This is a genomic window from Pontibacter diazotrophicus, assembly GCF_003367245.1.
In the GTDB taxonomy this organism is placed as follows: Bacteria; Bacteroidota; Bacteroidia; order Cytophagales; family Hymenobacteraceae; genus Pontibacter; species Pontibacter diazotrophicus.
On record NZ_QRGR01000029.1, the window covers coordinates 60,015 to 79,388 of the forward strand.

Genomic DNA, 19,374 nt, shown 5'->3' on the forward strand with positions numbered 1-19,374 from the left:
GTTTTAATCCGGCACATCAGCAACAGGATAGGCTAAATCTGATTTGCTAATGTTGATTAATGTATGGCGATGCCTATGGTTGAGACACCTGTGGAGAGGTCGAGGAAGGCACCCACCCTGTTGTTAAAGTGGTATTCTGTGCCAATGTGCAAATCCAGGAACAAGGGGTTGCCTCTGCGGTAATAATCTTTGTCCCCATCATAACGATCATCCCAACGTGAGTTCACAATGGCAAAACCCAATGACCCGGCCAGGTAAAAATCCCATTTGGAGTTTGCCTGTAGCAAATCATCAAAATAGTAAGTGCCTTTTACACCGACAGGAATCACTGACTCGCGGTAAGTATAGTAGTTGTTGTTAGCCTGGTAGTCGTTCGAGAAAGTAGAGAAGCTTATAAAAGGTGCAAGCGTAAAGCGCTTTGCTACATCAAACTCATAGTTAACACTGATGACTGGTAAGGTACGGTTGGCATATTTATAGTAGCCGCCGTAGCCGCCAATGCCTACTCCTAAGTTCAAGGTGCTGCCGTGTTTTTCCTGGGCAGTTGCATCAGGCTGAAAAAAGCTGATAAACAGGATGGCTAATGCGATGGTAAATAATCTTTTCATATAATTTCTGTTAAGGGTGGTTTTATAATTTGTGGGTAGGTTATAGCAAAGCTTGCCAAGTAATGGGTTTAATTTTTAAAGCGCAGCACTATAGAACCTGCTTTTCATTTTAATTGAAATGTAGCGTGACCTGTATGAACTGCCTGTATGAGTATTATGGTAGGGGTTGGTGATCTGGAACCTGATCTGGAATTGTTGAATTCAGGAAAGGAGAAGCTGCATTATCGCTGAACATCTTTTTGGATGCCTTGCTGGCATGCTGTTGTTGCTTCTAGTAATGCGGGTGTTGTAAGATTTAATATCAATTAGTGGTGCTTTAGTATCCGTTACTGGCGGAAGATGTGCCTGCTGTGGCACACCTGTTTTGATATTACAAAGGTGGGGCGATTCGGATGAGGATTTGTTACATATAGAAAAATATATGTTACATAAATCACATGTTTTCCAGATTGGCTATCCGCTTTTGCTTTAACTGTTTATAAAAGGAAGGGGAGAGGCCAGTGACTTTTTTGAACTGATTCGATAAATGGGCAACACTGCTGTAATGTAGTCTGTGGGCTATCTCTGTAAGGTTAAGCTCTTTGTATAACAGCAACTCTTTTACCCTTTCAATTTTATGGAAGATGATGAACTGCTGTATGGTAATGCCTTTTACCTCGGAGAAAATGTTGGCCAGGTACGTATAATCGTGGCCTAGTTTCTTGCTGATAAAGTCTGAGTAATTTGCTTTAGGAAGTTCATCAGAGTAATGGATCATCTCGATGATGACGTTCTTTATCTTCTCTATCAGGATACTTTTCTTATTATCCAGCAATTCAAGACCAGAAAGAAGAAGATTGTTTTTCAGGAGTAAGCGCTGTTCCGGTGTTATGTCTTCGAGTATCTCCACGGTGCCTAAGTCAACCACCACATACTGCAGGCCGATTTTACTCAGTTCTTCCTTCACCATCATTTTACAGCGTAAACTCACCATGTATTTAATGTACAGTATCATAAAAATCCTTTATGCCCTCTGTTCTCGTTTAAAATACCTTATAAAACAACCCGCTCTCAAATAATAGGAGTTTATTATATTAGTATGGTTCGTAAATATACTGACTAGTCTTTCATCATCAGGCTATATTTTCAGATACTTACCCTTTCGTTGCTTTGCTGTTACGCTAACACCTTAGATGAGCTTATACAGCAGTTTAGGCCTTTAAAATGATGTGGATCGAAGAAAAGCATTATTGCGCTTTGTCCACAAGTATTTAGCGGTTTTGCTATTGCTAGGCGGATAGTTCAACCTGTCAGCGGCGCAACGGTGTTCCTTGTTTTTACACGGATCAAGTTAAGAAGCTGGCTTAGGATGAAGTTGGGTGCTGTATTTACAAACTGCAGGATAAAAGAGCGGACGTTTAAACAGCTGGCCCTGTGGTATAACGATGTGGAAGATGCCGGAATAGGCGCCTATAGAACTGTATGCAGGCATATTATTTCTACATTCTCACCTTCTTTGACAACAAAAGCGCCAATGCCGCTGCAGAATCTTTAAATGCTAAGCTCAAAGCCTTCAAGGCCACCTCAAGAGGAGTAAGAGACACTGCTTTCTTCCTCTTTCGATTAATTACAATCTATGCCTGAAGGTATGGCCCCAAACATTTTCGGCTTGTTCCAAAAGGAAATGGTCACCTTTCTGGTCACCTGAAAAACAAAAAAGGCTTGCAGGTTTTTCACCTACAAGCCTTATAATCTGTGGTAGCGGGGACAGGACTCGAACCTGTGACCTTTGGGTTATGAGCCCAACGAGCTACCAACTGCTCCACCCCGCACTGTTATTATGATGCAAAAGTATACTATTGAAGTTTAACATGCAAGTAATGCGCACAAAAACCTTTAAAAATTTACCCAAAATCAAAATTTACTTGTTATTCCAAAATGTATCTTCGAATATTTAAATGATAGCGGCTGCTGTTCTGATTTTCCCAAGGAATATACCAGTTGGAAAATGCCGGCCCCGGTACTGAAGCTAATACCACCTCCCACTCCAAAAGGCATGTCGCTTTCCGAAGACTGCTCCAGATCGCTGCGGTAGTAGCCCTGGTCGTAGAACAGTAGCACGTAGGAGTCAGCGGCGGTGAAGAGGCGGTACTCCAGTGTGCTGACGGCGTAGGAGGAGGCATAAAAGAAATAATCATCGAAACCACGCAGGGAGGAGAGGCCGCCGATGCGGTACATGTCGTTCAGGAAGAGCTGGTCGTTGAGCAGGGCCTGCCCCTGCAGGCGCGCAAGTAGGGCGCTGTTCTTGCCGAGCCGGAAAAAATTCTCCAGGCGCAGCGCCAGCCCTAGTTGTGTTGTTTTCACATCCAGCGTATCGTAAAAGCTTTTCTCCAGGCCTGGGTTGCGGAGCAGCTTCTTTGCCCCTGCTGATAACTGCATCTCTATTAAGCGGCCCCGCCTCGGAAAGTAGAAGTCATCCAGGTTGTTCCAAAGGTAGTTCAGGCCATAGGTCGTGGTTTGCGCATCAGCCAGGTCAAACTGCTGCAGGCTTTGCGGACTGGCATCGGAAAGAATGCGCGAGTTCCGCCACTCTGTGAACACACTGAACTTTCCGTACTTGAGCGTGTAATAAGACAGTTGCATTCGCGGCTGCACTGTTATAAACGAGGAATCCTGCTTGAGGAGGTTGAACTTGGCACCCACCTCGAAAGGTGTTCCCAGCAGGTTCGGGTGCAGGTATTCGCCGTTCAGGATAACGGAGCCTTTGTTGACGCGCCGCCACTGCAGCCCCAGCTGTTTTCCGGAGCCTTTTATGTTCCGGATGTTCAGGTTTGCTTCGCCCGTAATCAGCAATTTGTCTTTCCGCACCGGATCCGGCAGAAAGCCCACCACGCCATCTATCTGGTTTGCCTGCCTGTCGTCTATAAAATAATGAACCTGCGCCTTATCGCGGGCAAAGCGCACCTGCGGTGGCCTTGTTACCTTTATATAGGGTAAGGCCGACAGCATGCGTTGCGAAGCATTGATCTGGTCCTGGTTGTAAGGCTGGCCGGGTAGCAGCTGCAGGTAGTGCATCAGGAACTTCGGCTGGGTGCGCGTATCGCCGACTATCTGCAGCGAGTCATAGGTGACCACAAAGGCTTTCTCCACCATCAGCGCCGCCTCTATTTTGTTGCCTTCTATCCGGATGGAGTCGAGCCAGACAGAGGCAAAGGGGTAGCCGCTGCGCTCGGCATAATCCAGGATGCGCTGCTGCAGCTTTACATATTCGGCAGGTTTAAACGGAGTGTCGTGATAAAACTTCTCCCGAAACCCTGACTCCACCAGAATACCTTCGCTCAGGTTGCCGTTGCGCAATTGTGCCCACTCCAAAGACTGCCCCATATGGAGTTTCACGTGAAGCGTATCATTGCGGAGGTAAGAGGTGTCGGCAGATGCCATGAGGTAAGAATCCTGCTGCAGCCGATATACCAGCGCCTTCAGTTCTTTATGAGCCTCTGCGGAGTCGGCAAGGGCATTGCGGTAATTGTAGCGCCGCAGCACCTGCCTGCCTTTTTCTTCCAGCGCCTTCACCGACAGCGTCACCTTAGGCAGCGCCTTTTCGGATTGCAGTTTCTGTGGCTGGGTCTGAGGTTGAACTTCTAACTGCTCTTTCGGGGGCGCCTGCTGGCTCTGCCCCTGCACAAACGGCAGCCACAGTAGAAAGCAGAAGAGAAAGGCAGCTATTTTGTACATTTGCAGTTTGAACTGTTAAATGGCTAAATTGTTGAATGGTTAAACTATTGTGCGCTTAAGTGTACCTAACAATGGCTATTGATGCTGCAGAAAAATACAGCTGTACCTGTCTCAAATCTAAAGACCCGTTGAACAATACAGCAATTTAACCATTCAACAATTTAACAATCAAACTTTGTCCGGAATATACCTTCACATACCTTTCTGCAAGCAGGCCTGCCACTACTGCGATTTCCACTTCAGCACCTCTATGGGGCTAAAGGAGCAGACAGTGCAAGCCATTGCCCGCGAACTGGACTTGCGCCAGGGTTACCTGCAGGGGCAGCCGGTGCACACTATTTACTTTGGCGGTGGCACGCCCTCGCTGCTGAACCAGCAGGAACTCCAACTGCTGTTGGCAACAATAAAGCAGTTGTTTATAGTTTCGGAGGATGCCGAAATAACGCTGGAGGCAAATCCTGATGACTTGACACCGGCAAAACTGCAGGAGTTACATGCGGCAGGAATCAACCGGTTGAGCATCGGTCTGCAGTCGTTCCATGGTCCGCACCTGCATATGATGAACCGCGCCCACAGTGCCACCGAAAGCCTACAGTGTGTAAAAGACGCCCAAGCCGCTGGTTTCGATAACATTACCGTAGACCTGATTTATGGTATTCCGGCCCCTGACCACAGCATCTGGCACCGTGATTTAGAAACACTGTTCTCGCTGGGAGTGCCACATGTTTCCTGCTACGCCCTTACTATTGAGCCTGACACGGCCCTTGGCCGCTGGAGCAAGAAGGGAAAGTTTAAACCTGCAGAGGACGAGTATACAGCCCGGCAGTTCGAAATTCTGTTGGAGCAGATGAACAAGCACGGCTATGTGCAGTACGAGATTTCCAATTTCAGCCTGCCCGGTCACGAGTCAAAGCATAACAGCAACTACTGGCGTGGCATCCACTACCTCGGCGTAGGGCCCAGTGCCCATTCTTTCAACGGCATCTCACGGCAGTACAATGTGTCGCATAATAAAAAGTATGTAGATGCCATCGCGCAGGGCCAGGTGCCATTTGAACTGGAAGAACTTACTCCGGCAGACCAGGCCAATGATTACCTGCTCACCAGCCTCCGCACTATCTGGGGCTGCGACCTCCTTAAAATCAGCCAGGACTATGGCTATGATTTCAGAAAAAGCTACGCTCCATACTTACAGGAGCTACAGGATAAGGATTTAGCAAGAATAGAAGAGGAGGTACTTTACCTGACAGACAAAGGCAAACTGCTGGCTGACCAGATTACGCTGGAGCTGTTTGTGGAGTAGCTTTGAAGTAAGGTATCAACACATAGTCCCAGCGGGACGTCCTGTTAATAGCTCTATTTTAGTAAGGCGTCCTTAGCTCCAGCGGAGCGGCCTGTTTAGGATTGGTAACAGGTCGCTCCGCTGGGGCTCTAGTGTTTGCTAGTTGATTTCTATCAACAGGACGTCCCGCTGGGACTTAAAAAGCAATGAACTTGATACTGGTATTACCAGTTTCATTACTGCTTCTGCTGACTTGCAGGAGCAGTGCCGGTTGAATCAGGTGCAAGGGAAGTTGTAGTACCAGTAGCAGGTACGGATGGAGGACATCCCATCAGTTCCCAGGTGCCGGGTACTTTCTTGCAGTTGTCTTTCGCGTTAGACACTCCGTCTTTGTCCTTGTCTTTCTTGTTGCGCTTTAAGATAGGCAACAGCGACACACCCATATAAACATTGGCGCCATACGGGTTCCCGAGGTTGAAGGCACCTCCAATATTATCAGAGCCGACAAAGAAATTCATGAACCGAACCATCGCTCCCATTGTAAGAACCGAGTATCCGTTTTGAAGCGCTACCGGAAAGGCCGCCTCAAACTTCTTGAACTCGAACCGGGGAGTTAAGGCCAGCAAAGAGCTCTGCCTCATGCCAATGGTACCTTCGCGGCGCAAATTGTGTATCACGGTCGCATTTGCGTAAATATGAGGCGCAATTTTATAGTCCACGTTAACATTTAAAGTGGTTGGCAAACCAGAACGGAAAGAGGTTTTTTTGTCAGCGTCTGTAATACCCAAGGACTCATAAAGGATGTCGGCGTATCTTTCTACATCTCCTTCATCTATGTCTTCCCCATCTTCGTTCCCCTCAAAATCTGATAACCTCACCTCTTTATCGCTCTTATCTGCTTCAAAGGCATTTACATACCTTGGGTTGTCGTACGTTATACCGCCTACATCCATCAAGGCTACAGCAACTCTGAATTTGTATTTATTTTTTTCCTGATCTACAACTTCTTTGCCATCCATCATCGAACGGTACTGCTCCGGTTCAGGCCTGAATTCATAGGTAAAACCCAAATCAGTTCCCCAGCCTCTACCCGCACTATTGCGGCCTGCCAGCATCTTCATGATATCGGAAGTTTCCATGTTCTCCAGGTCCCAATAAACATCCTCGTCCAGATAACCATACTTCATTTTAATGTTATCGATGGCCAAAACATACTCCTCGTTATCGGTACCGGCTTCCGGCCTTTCTTCTAGTTTGAACTTGGCGTTTTCATTGATCAAGTGAGCGGAATAGCCACCTGCCAGTCTTTTAACCGTTAGGCCAGCTTTCAGGAAATGATTTTCTTTTTCATATAAAACACGGGCATAAGAAAGGCCAAGCTCAGAATACACGTCGGCATTAAAATTAAAGGTATTGTCTTCTGCCATCTGGTTTGCCAGATCCTCATACTCTGACTTGTAGCCCTCGAAATCATCCCCGCTTTCTCTGTACAAGTTGACAAGCTGCGCGAAGTTCTCTGACAGGTTAGTAGCCTGAAAACTCCCTCTCACTCTTGATGTGAAAGCCACACTGTGTTTTGGACTGAGGCGGAGCATGAAGGAAGGTCCTTTAAAATCGACACCTGCCGTCACAAATTTAGGCTTGCCGTTAAGGTCCTCTTTCAAGTATTCCTCCGTAATCTCCAGCTCTTCTTTAAAGGCTTTATAGAGTGAAAAAGGGGCATCATAACTTAAATAGTTATTTGTTACGCCGGCTTCAGCAGAAAAAAGGTTGAGGTAAAAGCCGTGACGGGAGTCGGCAATAGCCGAAGGGTTGGTGTACAAACTGTTTGTACCGGCATAGTTGCTGTTGGCTATACCCAACTGCTGCGCCTGGGCAGTATCTGGGGCAAGCGCCTTTGCCAGCAAAACAACGGAAAGAACAAACTTGAACGAGTAGAGGTTTACATTCATAAGTAAAAGGTAAAAGAGGTAAATAAGCTTTGGTTAGAAATGAAGCATTTTCTTTAAAGTTTAAAATAACCTTCAAATATTACCATTTAAATTCTCTGTTACAATACCTACTTCTGGGTATTCTCTTTGAAACACCCAATTCTTTTGCCTTATTACACACTTAATCTGGCTAATACTCAAAATTTGAATTAAGCTTAGACTGTTTCGGCTACAGAAACAAAAAAAGCCACGACCTTTATGGCCGTGGCTTCTAATCTGAAATATTATTTTTCTAAAACAGCGCCTCCGCTACCTTCCGCACTGAGCCTGATTTACCCATTGAGTAATAGTGCAGGCACGGCACACCGAACTCCATCAGTTCTTTAGACTGCTTTATGGCCCACTCTACGCCCACTTGCGCAGCGGCTTTGTTGTCGGCGCAAGCCTCTACGGCATCAGCCAAATCGCAGGGAATATCAATGTGGAAAATACCCGGCAGTATGGTGAGCTGTGATTTTGTTGTCAGGGGCTTCAGACCTGGTATAATCGGCACATTGATGCCTTCTGAGCGGCACAGATTCACAAAATCAAAGTACTTCTGGTTATCGAAGAACATCTGCGTGACCACATAGTCTGCCCCCATCTCTATTTTCTTCTTTAGCCAGCGCAAATCAGCCTTTAAATTCGGAGCGTCTGAGTGTTTTTCCGGGTAACCGGCCACGCCGATACAAAAGTCTGTCCCGTTGGTGTTGATTTGCTCATCGTCGAGGTAGCAGCCGTTGTTCATGCCCACTACCTGCTGCAACAGTTCGGTGGCATAACTGTGGCCACCTGGCTCCGGTACAAACCGGGATTCGGTTTTTACGCAGTCGCCGCGTAGCACCAGCACGTTATGAATACCCAGAAAATGCAGGTCGATGAGTGCGTTCTCTGTTTCTTCTCTATTGAAGCCGCCGCAGATAAGGTGTGGCACCGTGTCTACCTTGTAATGGTTCTGGATAGCGGCACAAATACCGACCGTACCCGGCCGTTTGCGCGTGCTGATTTTCTCCAGCAATCCATTGTCGCGCTGCTTGTATACGTACTCCTCCCGGTGATACGTCACGTCAATAAAGGGCGGTTTGAACTCCATCAACGGGTCGATGTGCTCGTAGAGCACCTGCAGGTTCTCCCCCTTCAGAGGAGGCAGTATTTCGAATGTAAACTGTGTTTTATCAGCGTTCTGGAAGTGTTCCGTTACTTTCATCTATTTTTCGGGTGATGCTTTTTTAATTGTTAAATGGCTGGATTGTTTGCTATTCCGGGTCCAACCACCCCTAACCCCTCCTTGTCTAAGGCGGGGAACTTGTACCTACATTTTCATCTTTCCTTCCAAAGCACCTCTGTTATCACTCCTGCTCCTCTTATGAGGAATACTGTATTAGAGCTTCAGTAGCTATAAGACTGAGCAGATAGCAGCAGTAGTAATAAACTCCCCTCCTTAGACAAGGAGGGGCAGGGGTGGTTGGATACATAGGCCTAGCTCCTATTCTGCTGCCTCTACCTGCTGTGCCAGTGGCTGCGGCTCGTAGTTCAGGTTAGGCGAGAGCCAGCGCTCCAGTTCCTCCAGTGGCATGCCTTTGCGACGGGCAATATCAGCTACCTGGTCTCCGCCTATCTTGCCTAAGCCAAAGTAGCGCGACTCCGGATGCGAGAAGTATAAACCGCTTACCGCTGCTGTTGGGTACATGGCCAGGTTCTCCGTCAGGATAACGCCTGTTTCCTCTTCGGCCTTCAGCAGGTTAAACAGCGTGATTTTCTCGGTATGGTCCGGGCAACCTGGGTAACCTGGCGCAGGACGAATACCCTGGTACTGCTCTTTTATCAGCGCATTATTATCCAGGCTCTCCTGCGGCGCGTAGCCCCACAGCTCCTTGCGGACTTTGGCGTGCATCAGTTCGGCAAAGGCTTCGGCCAAACGGTCAGCCAGTGCTTTCACCATAATAGAAAGGTAATCGTTATGGTCTGCCTCGTACTTTTCTATCAGCTTCTCGATGCCAAAACCAGTGGAGACCACAAAGCCGCCTACATAATCAGGGATGCCTGTTTCTTTCGGCGCTACAAAGTCTGAGAAAGCCATGTTCGGCACATTACCGCCTTTTTTGCCCTGCTGCCGCAGTGTGTGAAACTCCGTCAGCACGTTTTCACGTGAATCATCGGTGTATACCTCTATGGTGTCATCGGCTTCCACGTTGGCAGGGTAGAAACCTACCACCGCACGCGCTTCCAGCAGTTGATTATCCACTATCTCCTGCAGCATTTGCTGCGCATCGGCAAACAATTTACGCGCCTCTGTTCCGTATTCGGCATCGTCCAGAATCTTCGGATACTGCCGCTTCAATTCCCAGGTATGGAAGAACGGTGTCCAGTCGATGTAAGGCACGAGCTCCGACAGCGGGTAGTTTGTGAATACTTTATTGCCCAGGAAGCTTGGCTTTGTTGGCTGCGTTGCGTCCCAATCTACTTTAAACTTATTAGCACGTGCTTCTTCGATGGTAGCAAAAGCACGGTCTTTGGTGCGACTCAGGTGATCTTCTCTCAGCTTCTGATATTCTGCTCTGATCTCCGCCACGTATTCTTCCTTATTGCTTCCCAGCAGGCTACCAACGACGGTCACACTACGGGAGGCATCGTGCACGTGCACCACCGGCCCGCTGTATTGCGGTGCGATTTTCACGGCCGTATGTACGCGTGACGTAGTGGCGCCACCAATCAGCAGCGGAATTTTCAGGCCTCTTCGCTCCATTTCCTGCGCCACATACACCATCTCGTCCAGCGAAGGCGTAATCAAACCACTCAGACCGATGATGTCTACCTTCTGCGCTTCCGCCTCTGACAAGATCTTGTCCAGCGACACCATCACACCAAGGTCTATCACCTCATAGTTGTTACAGGCCAGCACCACGCCCACAATGTTTTTGCCGATGTCGTGCACATCGCCTTTCACGGTAGCCATCAGAATAGTGCCTGCCGTTGATTTGGACGTATCGGACGCCAGCTTCTCCTTCTCCATAAAAGGCAAGAGGTACGCCACGGACTTCTTCATCACGCGCGCGCTCTTCACTACCTGCGGCAGAAACATTTTACCGGCACCAAACAAGTCGCCTACCACTGACATACCCGCCATGAGTGGACCTTCAATCACATCAAGCGTTTTGGTGGCTCGCTGACGTGCCTCTTCGGTATCTTCTTCTATAAACTCTACAATACCTTTTACCAGGGCATGCTTCAGGCGCTCTTCCACAGGGGCTTCGCGCCAGGCAGTATCTGCTCCTGCGGCTGTTTTTCCTTTGCCTTTTACTGTATCCGCATAGGTCACCAGCTTTTCAGTGGCATCCGGGTGGCGGTTGAAAATCACATCTTCAATCAGGTCGCGCAGGTCCTTTGGAATCTCGTCATACACGCCCATCATACCGGCGTTCACAATACCCATGTCCATACCAGCCTGCACCGCATAGTATAAGAACACGGTATGCATGGCCTCACGCACTAAATCGTTGCCACGGAACGAGAACGACAGGTTACTTACCCCACCACTCACTAAAGCATGCGGCAGGTTGGCCTTTATCCATTTTACCGACTCCAGGTACTCTACCGCATAATTGTTATGCTCTTCTATACCAGTGGCAATGGCTAATATATTCGGGTCGAAGATGATGTCTTGTGGCGGGAAGCCTACTTCCTCTGTCAGGATGCGGTAAGCACGTCCGCAAATCTCCATTCTTCGCGCAAGGGTATCGGCTTGGCCTTCCTCATCAAACGCCATGATAACAGCAGCGGCACCATACTGGCGCACTTTGCGGGCCTGTGCTTTGAAGTTTTCTTCCCCTTCTTTTAAACTGATGGAGTTGACAATGGACTTGCCCTGCACACACTTCAGACCCGCTTCCAGCACCGTCCACTTAGACGAGTCGATCATGATCGGCAGCTTGGAGATGTCCGGCTCAGAGGCAATCAGGTTCAGGAAGTTGGTCATGGCCTCCTCAGAGTCCAGCATACCTTCGTCCATGTTCACGTCGATGATCTGCGCACCACCTTCTACCTGCTGCTGTGCTACTGACAAGGCCTCTTCAAACTCTCCGTTTACAATCAGGCGGGCGAATTTCTTGGAACCGGTTACATTCGTGCGTTCCCCCACATTCACAAACAGCGATTCTGGTGTGATGGTAAGTGGTTCCAGTCCGCTGAAGCGGGAGTAAGCAGGCAGCTCAGGAACTACACGCGGTTTATGTTTGGCAGAAAGCTCCGCAATACGGCGAATGTGATCCGGTGTGGTACCACAGCAGCCACCTAATATATTTATCAGGCCCTCTTTCAGGTACTCCTCTACAATAGCACCCATCTCATCCGCCGTCTCATCGTAGCCACCAAAGGCATTTGGCAAACCAGCATTCGGGTAGGCACTGATGTGCACGTCGGCAATACGGGACAATTCCTGGATGTGTGTTTTGAGCTGGCGCGCTCCCAGAGCACAGTTAAAACCAATACTAATGATGGGGGCATGGGAGATAGAGTTCCAGAAAGCTTCCACGGTCTGGCCAGACAAGGTACGGCCGCTGGCATCCGTAATAGTACCAGACACCATGATGGGTAATTCTTTGCCGCCATCCTGCACATACTGCTCTGCCGCAAAAAGGGCGGCCTTACAGTTCAGTGTGTCAAACACCGTCTCTATCAGCAGCACATCGCAGCCACCATCTACCAGGCCACGCACCTGCTCATAATAGGCCTCTACCAGCTGGTCAAAAGTAATGGCGCGATAGCCGGGGTTGTTTACATCCGGCGAAAGCGAAGCTGTACGGTTGGTCGGGCCAATGGCGCCGGCTACAAAACGCGGCTTATCCGGGTTCTGGGCTGTTACTTCATCAGCTGCCTCACGGGCCAGCCTTGCCGATTCATAGTTCAGCTCATACACCAGGTCCTCCATGTGGTAATCGGCCATAGCGATGCGGGTGCCGCTGAAGGTGTTGGTCTCCACAATGTCGGCACCGGCGTTCAGGTACTCAACATGTATGGCCTTGATAATGTCCGGGCGGGTAATGGAGAGCAGATCGTTATTGCCCTTCAGGTCGCTGGGATGATCTTTAAAACGATCGCCACGGAAATCTGCCTCTGAAAGCTGGTAACGCTGAATCATGGTGCCCATCGCGCCATCCAGCACGAGCACACGCTCCTTCAGTAAATTATGAATGGGGTGTTTTGTCATTTTCGGTGTCTTCTTTCTTCTCGTAAGTCTGCTGCATTCGGCTTATCAAGAAAGACACCTGGGGAGGAGTACATTCTTATCTTTTCCTGCTATATGGTGCAGGAAGGGAGTTAGCACCAAGCTTTTACATGGTTGCTAAGACGTCACAGGGCCCTATCCCTCGGTCTTTCTTGATAAGAAGCTGCAAGTTAAGCATATATATGTATAAAAACGAAATATGTTGTTTATAAAATAAGCCTGCAGCTAAATATGGGTAAAAAAGAAAGGGTTACCGTATGGCAACCCTTTCTCTAAGTGCTACTGCCGAAGCAGCTTGCTGTTTTGCTTACGCCTCCGCTTCTGTTGTTTTAGGAACTACAGAAACGTAAGAACGGTTCTTCTTTCCTTTTCTGAACTGCACGATGCCGTCAGTAAGGGCGAACAGTGTGTGGTCTTTGCCCATACCCACGTTTACGCTTGGGTGGTGTGCAGTACCTCTTTGTCTTACAATGATGTTACCAGCGATGATATCCTGGCCACCGTAAATTTTAACACCAAGTCGCTTGGAATGCGACTCGCGGCCGTTATTAGAACTACCTGCTCCTTTTTTGTGTGCCATGTTTTTTTACTTTTGTTCAGGTTGGAGGACCAAGCCTGAAAAGATTTTACGATTAATTTCTTCTTACTGCTTAACCAATGCTCTCGATCAGGACCTTCGTGAAGTGCTGGCGGTGGCCATTCTTCTTGCGGTATCCTTTTCTTCTCTTCTTTTTGAAAATGATCACTTTGTCGCCTTTCACCATCGGGGTAAGGATTTTACCTGTTACCTTAACACCGCTAACGAAAGGAGCACCTAAAGTAACAGTGCCGTTATCATCAGTAAGAAGAACATTGGTGAACTCAACGGCGTCACCCTCATTGCCGGAAAGCTTGTTAGCGTAGATGAACTTGCCGCTCTCTACTTTGGTCTGTTGACCTGCGATTTCTACAATTGCGTACATCAGCTTCAATGTATGTTTAAAAGATTTAGTCCGCAAAGGTACGGGTCTTATTTTATATTTGCAACGGCTTGTACCACAATTTGTTCAGGAGCTGTATCCGGTTTCCCACATTTTTGTGGATAACTATGTTGGTATCTCTGTTCGTATTTCGACAGCTTGTTAAAAACCTAGCCAACTACCTAAACAGCAACACATTGCACTGTTTTATCCACTTTTGTGTTTTCCACAAATTGCACTAAAAGTCCTGCTTGCCACCCTCCCTTCCTACACAAATCAACTATTGTATTCCTCTTTTCCACACTTATACACAAGACAGGGGCTAAAAAGCTGCTTTTGCAGCCATTACAGGCCAACAACAGGCCATATATGTATACATTTCAATATTTTAGCTAACCTATGTATGTTATCCACCGTGTGGATAACTATGTGCATTAACCCCTAAATATTGCCCTAATCACCTTTTGGGAGGGTGTGCATAAATTGAACAACTTTCGCCCCGACTTTCAAGTTCAATTCTATATATTTGAACTCCTGATGTACTTGCCACAGCTGATAGCCAGCTGCTGAACAAATACAGTATTCAGGAGTTTTGAGAGCAGATGTTCTAAAGCTAATCCTTTAAACTTTTAAAAATATGCATGATATGGAGCCAATACTGAAAGAGAATCCTAACCGTTTCGTCTTGTTTCCGATTCAGAATGATAAGGTGTGGCAGATGTACAAGCAGGCGGAAGCCAGCTTCTGGACAGCCGAAGAGATCGATTTGGGGCAGGACCTGAAAGACTGGGAAAACCTGAACGACGGCGAGCGCCACTTCATCAGCCACGTACTGGCTTTCTTCGCAGCCTCAGACGGCATTGTGAATGAGAACCTGGCCGTAAACTTCATGAACGAGGTGCAGATACCGGAGGCGCGTTGCTTCTATGGCTTCCAGATCATGATGGAGAACATCCACTCTGAAACGTATTCGCTCCTTATAGATACTTATGTAAAGAAGCAGAGTGAGAAAGACCACCTGTTCAACGCGCTGGAAACAGTGCCGGCAGTGGGTCGCAAGGGAGAGTGGGCGCTGAAGTGGATCGAGAGTGAGAACTTCGCGGAGCGTTTAATTGCCTTTGCCGCTGTGGAGGGTATTTTCTTCTCAGGCTCTTTCTGCTCTATCTTCTGGCTGAAGAAGCGCGGTCTGATGCCAGGCCTGACCTTTTCCAATGAGCTCATCAGCCGTGACGAAGGCCTGCACTGCGATTTTGCCTGCCTGCTGTACTCTATGCTGAACAACAAGCTTTCAGAAGAGCGCGTGCACGAAGTCATTCGTGACGCCGTGGCTATTGAGCAGGAGTTCGTAACAGATGCCCTTCCGGTAGATTTGATTGGCATGAACTCGAAGTTGATGAGCCAGTATATTGAGTTTGTGGCCGACCGCCTTTTAGGAGAACTGGGCTGCAGCAAACTGTACAACTCAACAAACCCATTCGACTTTATGGAGATGATCTCGCTTCAGGGCAAGACAAATTTCTTTGAGAAGCGCGTGGGCGAGTACCAGAAAGCAGGCGTTGGCGGCGACAAAGACAAAAAAGTTTTCTCTCTGGACGAAGACTTTTAATATATATCTAAATCTTGTTATATTTAAGGAGCCAAAGGGAAAAAGCAATCTTTTTCCCCTCCTTATATTACGCTTACCAATACTTATATTACGCTTACCAATAATTTACCGGGCAGCCGCAGGCGCGCGTAATGGCAGGCCCAATCAATTCATAGATGGCCGTAGCCACCTAACAGGGTATCTCTACCCTACTATATAGAAAAAGCATTTGGCTTAACCTATAATCGTTTGTACTACAACGGCTTATATCGCTATATGCGTATGAGCTGATGGAACGCAAAACCTGTTTAGAATCAGCAGCTGCAACGGCAGCGCTTAAGCATATATACCTTACCTATTTATTAATAACCCGGGCTTTTAGACCCCGCTAATATTATACGCCTATGTTAGTAGTTAAACGAGACGGCAGACGTGAATCCGTTAAATTCGATAAGATTACGGCACGCATTGAGAAGCTGTGCTACGGTTTGCACATGGATTATGTGTCGCCGATTGAGGTAGCCAAAAAAGTGATTGACGGCATTTACGATGGGGTAACCACCGTGGAACTGGACAACCTTGCTGCCGAAACAGCGGCCTCCCTCACCACAAAGCACCCGGACTACGCGGTGCTGGCGGCACGTATTGCTATTTCTAACCTGCACAAGGTTACAAGCAAGTCGTTCTCCAACACCATGAAGCGCCTCTATACTTATGAGGACCCGAAAACAGGGGAAAACGCTTCGCTGATCGCCAAAGACGTATATGAGATTATCCGGAAGCACGCCGCGCTGCTGGATTCCACCATCATCTACGACCGCGATTATAACTATGATTTCTTCGGATACAAGACTTTGGAGCGCTCTTACCTGCTTCGCCTGGATGGCAAGATTGTAGAGCGCCCGCAGCATATGTTGATGCGTGTTGCCGTGGGTATTCACAAGGAGGACATCGAATCTGCCATTGAGACTTATAACCTCATGTCTGAGAAGTGGTTCACCCACGCCACGCCAACATTATTCAACGCCGCCACACCAAAGCCGCAGCTTTCATCATGCTTCCTGCTGACGATGAAAGACGACAGCATACCGGGCATCTACGATACACTGAAGCAGTGCGCGCAAATCTCGCAAAGCGCCGGCGGTATCGGCCTGAGCATCCACAATGTGCGTGCGACGGGTTCTTACATCAAAGGCACGAACGGTACCTCTAACGGTATCATCCCGATGCTGAAGGTGTTTAACGACACAGCCCGCTACGTAGACCAGGGTGGTGGCAAGCGCAAAGGTGCTTTCGCTATTTACCTGGAGCCATGGCACGCTGATATCTTTGACTTCCTGGATCTGAAGAAGAACCACGGTAAAGAAGAAAACCGCGCCCGTGACTTGTTTTACGCCCTCTGGACACCAGACCTGTTCATGAAGCGCGTGGAAGAGAACGGCGACTGGAGCCTGTTCTGTCCGCATGAGGCCCCTGGCCTGGCTGAGTGCTGGGGCAAGGACTTTGAGCGCCTGTACGAGAAGTATGAGCGCGAGGGCCGTGCCCGCAAAACGGTAAAAGCACAGGAGCTTTGGTTTGCCGTGCTGGAGTCGCAGGTAGAAACTGGTACACCATACATGTTGTACAAAGATGCGGCAAACAGAAAGAGCAACCAGCAGAATCTGGGCACCATCAAGAGTTCGAATCTGTGCACCGAGATCATGGAGTACACCGCTGAAGATGAGGTAGCGGTTTGTAACCTGGCGTCGCTTGCCCTGCCACGTTTCGTGAAAGAGGAGAACGGCCATAAAACGTTCGACCACCAGAAGCTGTTTGATGTAACCTACCACGTTACGAAGAACCTGAACAAGGTAATCGATATCAACTATTACCCGGTGCCTGAGGCACGCAACTCTAACCTGCGCCACCGCCCAATCGGCTTAGGTGTGCAGGGTATGGCCGATACTTTCATTAACCTGCGCATGCCGTTCGAGAGCGATGAGGCGAAAGGTCTGAACAAAGATATCTTTGAAACCATCTACTTTGCAGCCATGACGGCTTCCAAAGACCTGGCGAAGAAGCAGGGTGCATACGATACCTTTAAAGGTTCTCCGCTGTCTGAAGGTAAATTCCAGTTCGACCTATGGGGCGTAACGCCGGAGAGCGGCCGCTGGGATTGGGAAGAACTACGCAAGGAGGTAGTGGAGCACGGTGTGCGCAACTCGCTGTTAGTTGCCCCAATGCCGACTGCTTCTACTGCACAGATTCTGGGTAACAACGAGTCGTTTGAGCCTTATACGTCTAACATATACCTGCGCCGCGTACTGTCTGGTGAGTTCATGGTGGTGAACAAGCATCTTCTGAAAGACCTGATCGCGTTGGGTATCTGGAACGACAGAATGAAGAACGACATCATTGCAGCCAACGGTTCTGTTCAGGATATCCCGAATATCCCGCAGAACATCAAAGACCTGTACAAAACGGTTTGGGAAATCAGCCAGCGTACAGTGATTGACATGAGCGCTGACCGTGGCGCTTATATCTGCCAGAGCCAGTCGCTGAACCTGCACGTGATGAACGTGAACTTCGGTAAGCTGACCTCCATGCACTTCCACGCCTGGAAGAGGGGCCTGAAAACAGGTATGTACTACCTGCGCACCAAGTCCGCGGTAGACGCCATCAAGTTCACGGTGGAGAAACAAGCCGCTGAAACACTGTCGCCGGTCTACAGCCAGCAGGATCAAAATCGCAACGACATGAGCTGCTCGTTGGATGACCCAGAGGGCTGCGAAGCTTGCGGATCGTAAAATAGAAAAGAGGGAGGGCTTATCGGCTCTCCCTCTTTTATGGGGAATTCTAGTACATCTTATGTTATTAAAATCAGTCATGGAGATAAATAGAGATACATGTTTCGTTATTCAACCTTTTGACAATGGAAAGTTTGACAGTCGATTTGAGGATGTTTTTAAACCAGCTATAGAGAAAGCTGGTTTAGAAGCATACAGAGTGGACAGAAATCCAGGTGTTCGCGTTCCAATTGATGAAATAGAGAGGAAAATCCTAAGGGCATCAATATGCTTAGCAGATATTACCATTGATAACCCGAATGTGTGGTATGAGTTAGGATTCGCTTATGCCTGTAATAAGGATGTGGTAATGGTTTGTTCTAAAGATGAAAGACAAGGTAGTTATCCTTTCGACATTAGGCATAAGACAATTATTAGCTATAGCCTTAGCTCAAAGAGTGGATTTACAATTCTTGAGGAGGCTGTTACTGAGAAATTAAAAGCTCTATTAGAAACTGCTAAGAATATACATCCAATAAAGACTCCAGTAAATGCAGCTTCTATAAATGAGCAATTAACAGACAGTGAAGTAATGCTCTTGAAGTTCATATTGGAAGAACAGCCAACCCATGAGGAAAAAGCTAGACTATATCAGGTCAACAAAGCCTTCATTGATTTAGGTTATGATGGATTCAGTTTTGGGTTATCTATGAGAAGCTTAGTTAAGAAAGGGCTAGTTGTTACTTCTAAAGAGTATGATGAATGGAATAATGGGGAATACACTGCATGTCAGATCACAGAAAAGGGAGAAGAGTGGATATTACATAATTTTGAAAAAGATCATCGATTGAACTCATCGTTACTTTTCAAAAATAATGAAGTCAGCGATTTACCTTTCTGATGTATAATGTTCTAAGCGCAGGTCTCCAACAAATGCTAGAAACCTGCGCTTTTGTCCCTATTCCCGCCGTTTTGAAGAATGTTGATAATAGCAATGCAGTGTATGACCTCGCAGCGTGCGAAGGTCCTGCGAGTGTCTGAACCAACAGCTTCGGCTCCAGACGCTCGCAGGAGCTGCGCACGCTGCGAGGTCTTTGGGGGTTATAGCTCGTCTTCTTCGATGAGAGGAGAGATGGGGGTTGAACTTGCAACAATAAATTGGACAAAGGATTAAGCTGCTAAATGTTTAACATTTCTTCCATTTGTTTGGGTGTACGGTATCCCAGACTTGAATGGAGTCTTTCTCTGTTGTAGAAGATCTCGATGT

13 protein-coding genes, 1 tRNA gene and 1 riboswitch are annotated in these 19,374 nt (G+C 47.8%); of the genes, 5 read left to right on the top strand and 9 right to left on the bottom strand.

Translation table 11 applies throughout. From position 1 onward, the window contains the following. Window positions 1-56 precede the first annotated feature (56 nt). Window positions 57-608: a hypothetical protein gene (locus DXT99_RS21545; RefSeq protein ID WP_115567662.1), complete on the bottom strand. Its 552-nt coding sequence runs from the start codon at window positions 606-608 to the stop codon at window positions 57-59. Window positions 609-1,041: 433 nt separating this feature from the next. Then, window positions 1,042-1,602, bottom strand: coding sequence for a helix-turn-helix domain-containing protein (locus DXT99_RS21550; protein ID WP_115567663.1), 561 nt, complete (start codon window positions 1,600-1,602; stop codon window positions 1,042-1,044). 467 nt (window positions 1,603-2,069) lie between these two features. Between DXT99_RS21550 and DXT99_RS27990 the strand changes: the two genes are divergently transcribed. Beyond that, window positions 2,070-2,231 carry a transposase gene (locus DXT99_RS27990; protein WP_115567664.1) on the top strand — a complete coding sequence of 54 codons (162 nt, stop codon included), beginning with the start codon at window positions 2,070-2,072 and terminating at the stop codon, window positions 2,229-2,231. A 112-nt stretch (window positions 2,232-2,343) separates the two neighbouring features. Here DXT99_RS27990 and DXT99_RS21560 read toward each other — a convergent pair. Beyond that, window positions 2,344-2,419: transfer RNA gene (locus tag DXT99_RS21560), tRNA-Met, on the bottom strand. A gap of 82 nt (window positions 2,420-2,501) precedes the next feature. Next, window positions 2,502-4,322 (bottom strand): BamA/TamA family outer membrane protein, encoded by a 1,821-nt coding sequence (locus DXT99_RS21565; protein ID WP_246000933.1) that lies wholly within the window; start codon window positions 4,320-4,322, stop codon window positions 2,502-2,504. Window positions 4,323-4,497: 175 nt separating this feature from the next. Between DXT99_RS21565 and hemW the strand changes: the two genes are divergently transcribed. Continuing rightward, window positions 4,498-5,625 carry a radical SAM family heme chaperone HemW gene (gene hemW, locus DXT99_RS21570; RefSeq protein WP_115567665.1) on the top strand — a complete coding sequence of 376 codons (1,128 nt, stop codon included), beginning with the start codon at window positions 4,498-4,500 and terminating at the stop codon, window positions 5,623-5,625. A 215-nt stretch (window positions 5,626-5,840) separates the two neighbouring features. On the opposite strand, the gene DXT99_RS21575 is transcribed toward hemW, so the two are convergent. From DXT99_RS21575 to rplU, 5 genes are all read right to left on the bottom strand, one after another. Beyond that, window positions 5,841-7,556 (bottom strand): DUF5723 family protein, encoded by a 1,716-nt coding sequence (locus DXT99_RS21575; RefSeq protein ID WP_115567666.1) that lies wholly within the window; start codon window positions 7,554-7,556, stop codon window positions 5,841-5,843. 271 nt (window positions 7,557-7,827) lie between these two features. Further along, a complete protein-coding gene (metF, locus tag DXT99_RS21580; RefSeq protein WP_115567667.1) occupies window positions 7,828-8,781 on the bottom strand; it encodes a methylenetetrahydrofolate reductase [NAD(P)H] in 954 nt (317 codons plus the stop codon). A gap of 279 nt (window positions 8,782-9,060) precedes the next feature. After that, window positions 9,061-12,780 carry a methionine synthase gene (gene metH, locus DXT99_RS21585; RefSeq protein ID WP_115567668.1) on the bottom strand — a complete coding sequence of 1,240 codons (3,720 nt, stop codon included), beginning with the start codon at window positions 12,778-12,780 and terminating at the stop codon, window positions 9,061-9,063. A 73-nt stretch (window positions 12,781-12,853) separates the two neighbouring features. Continuing rightward, window positions 12,854-12,960, bottom strand: a riboswitch (SAM riboswitch). 145 nt (window positions 12,961-13,105) lie between these two features. Continuing rightward, window positions 13,106-13,378, bottom strand: a complete 273-nt coding sequence (gene rpmA, locus DXT99_RS21590; RefSeq protein WP_115567669.1) for a 50S ribosomal protein L27 — start codon at window positions 13,376-13,378, stop codon at window positions 13,106-13,108. Window positions 13,379-13,448: 70 nt separating this feature from the next. Continuing rightward, window positions 13,449-13,760 carry a 50S ribosomal protein L21 gene (rplU, locus tag DXT99_RS21595; RefSeq protein WP_115567670.1) on the bottom strand — a complete coding sequence of 104 codons (312 nt, stop codon included), beginning with the start codon at window positions 13,758-13,760 and terminating at the stop codon, window positions 13,449-13,451. A gap of 643 nt (window positions 13,761-14,403) precedes the next feature. On the opposite strand from rplU, the gene DXT99_RS21600 reads away from it, so the two are divergent. The 3 genes from DXT99_RS21600 to DXT99_RS21610 all read left to right on the top strand — a co-directional run bounded on the left by DXT99_RS21600 (window position 14,404) and on the right by DXT99_RS21610 (window position 19,008). Then, window positions 14,404-15,363, top strand: a complete 960-nt coding sequence (locus DXT99_RS21600) for a ribonucleoside-diphosphate reductase small subunit (protein WP_394851339.1) — start codon at window positions 14,404-14,406, stop codon at window positions 15,361-15,363. A 383-nt stretch (window positions 15,364-15,746) separates the two neighbouring features. After that, window positions 15,747-18,128: a ribonucleoside-diphosphate reductase subunit alpha gene (locus DXT99_RS21605; protein WP_115567672.1), complete on the top strand. Its 2,382-nt coding sequence runs from the start codon at window positions 15,747-15,749 to the stop codon at window positions 18,126-18,128. After that, the gene (locus tag DXT99_RS21610; protein WP_115567673.1) at window positions 18,094-19,008 is read left to right on the top strand and encodes a hypothetical protein; all 915 of its coding nucleotides are present in this window, start codon (window positions 18,094-18,096) and stop codon (window positions 19,006-19,008) included. The genes DXT99_RS21605 and DXT99_RS21610 overlap by 35 nt, the downstream gene beginning before the upstream one ends. Window positions 19,009-19,374 lie beyond the last annotated feature (366 nt).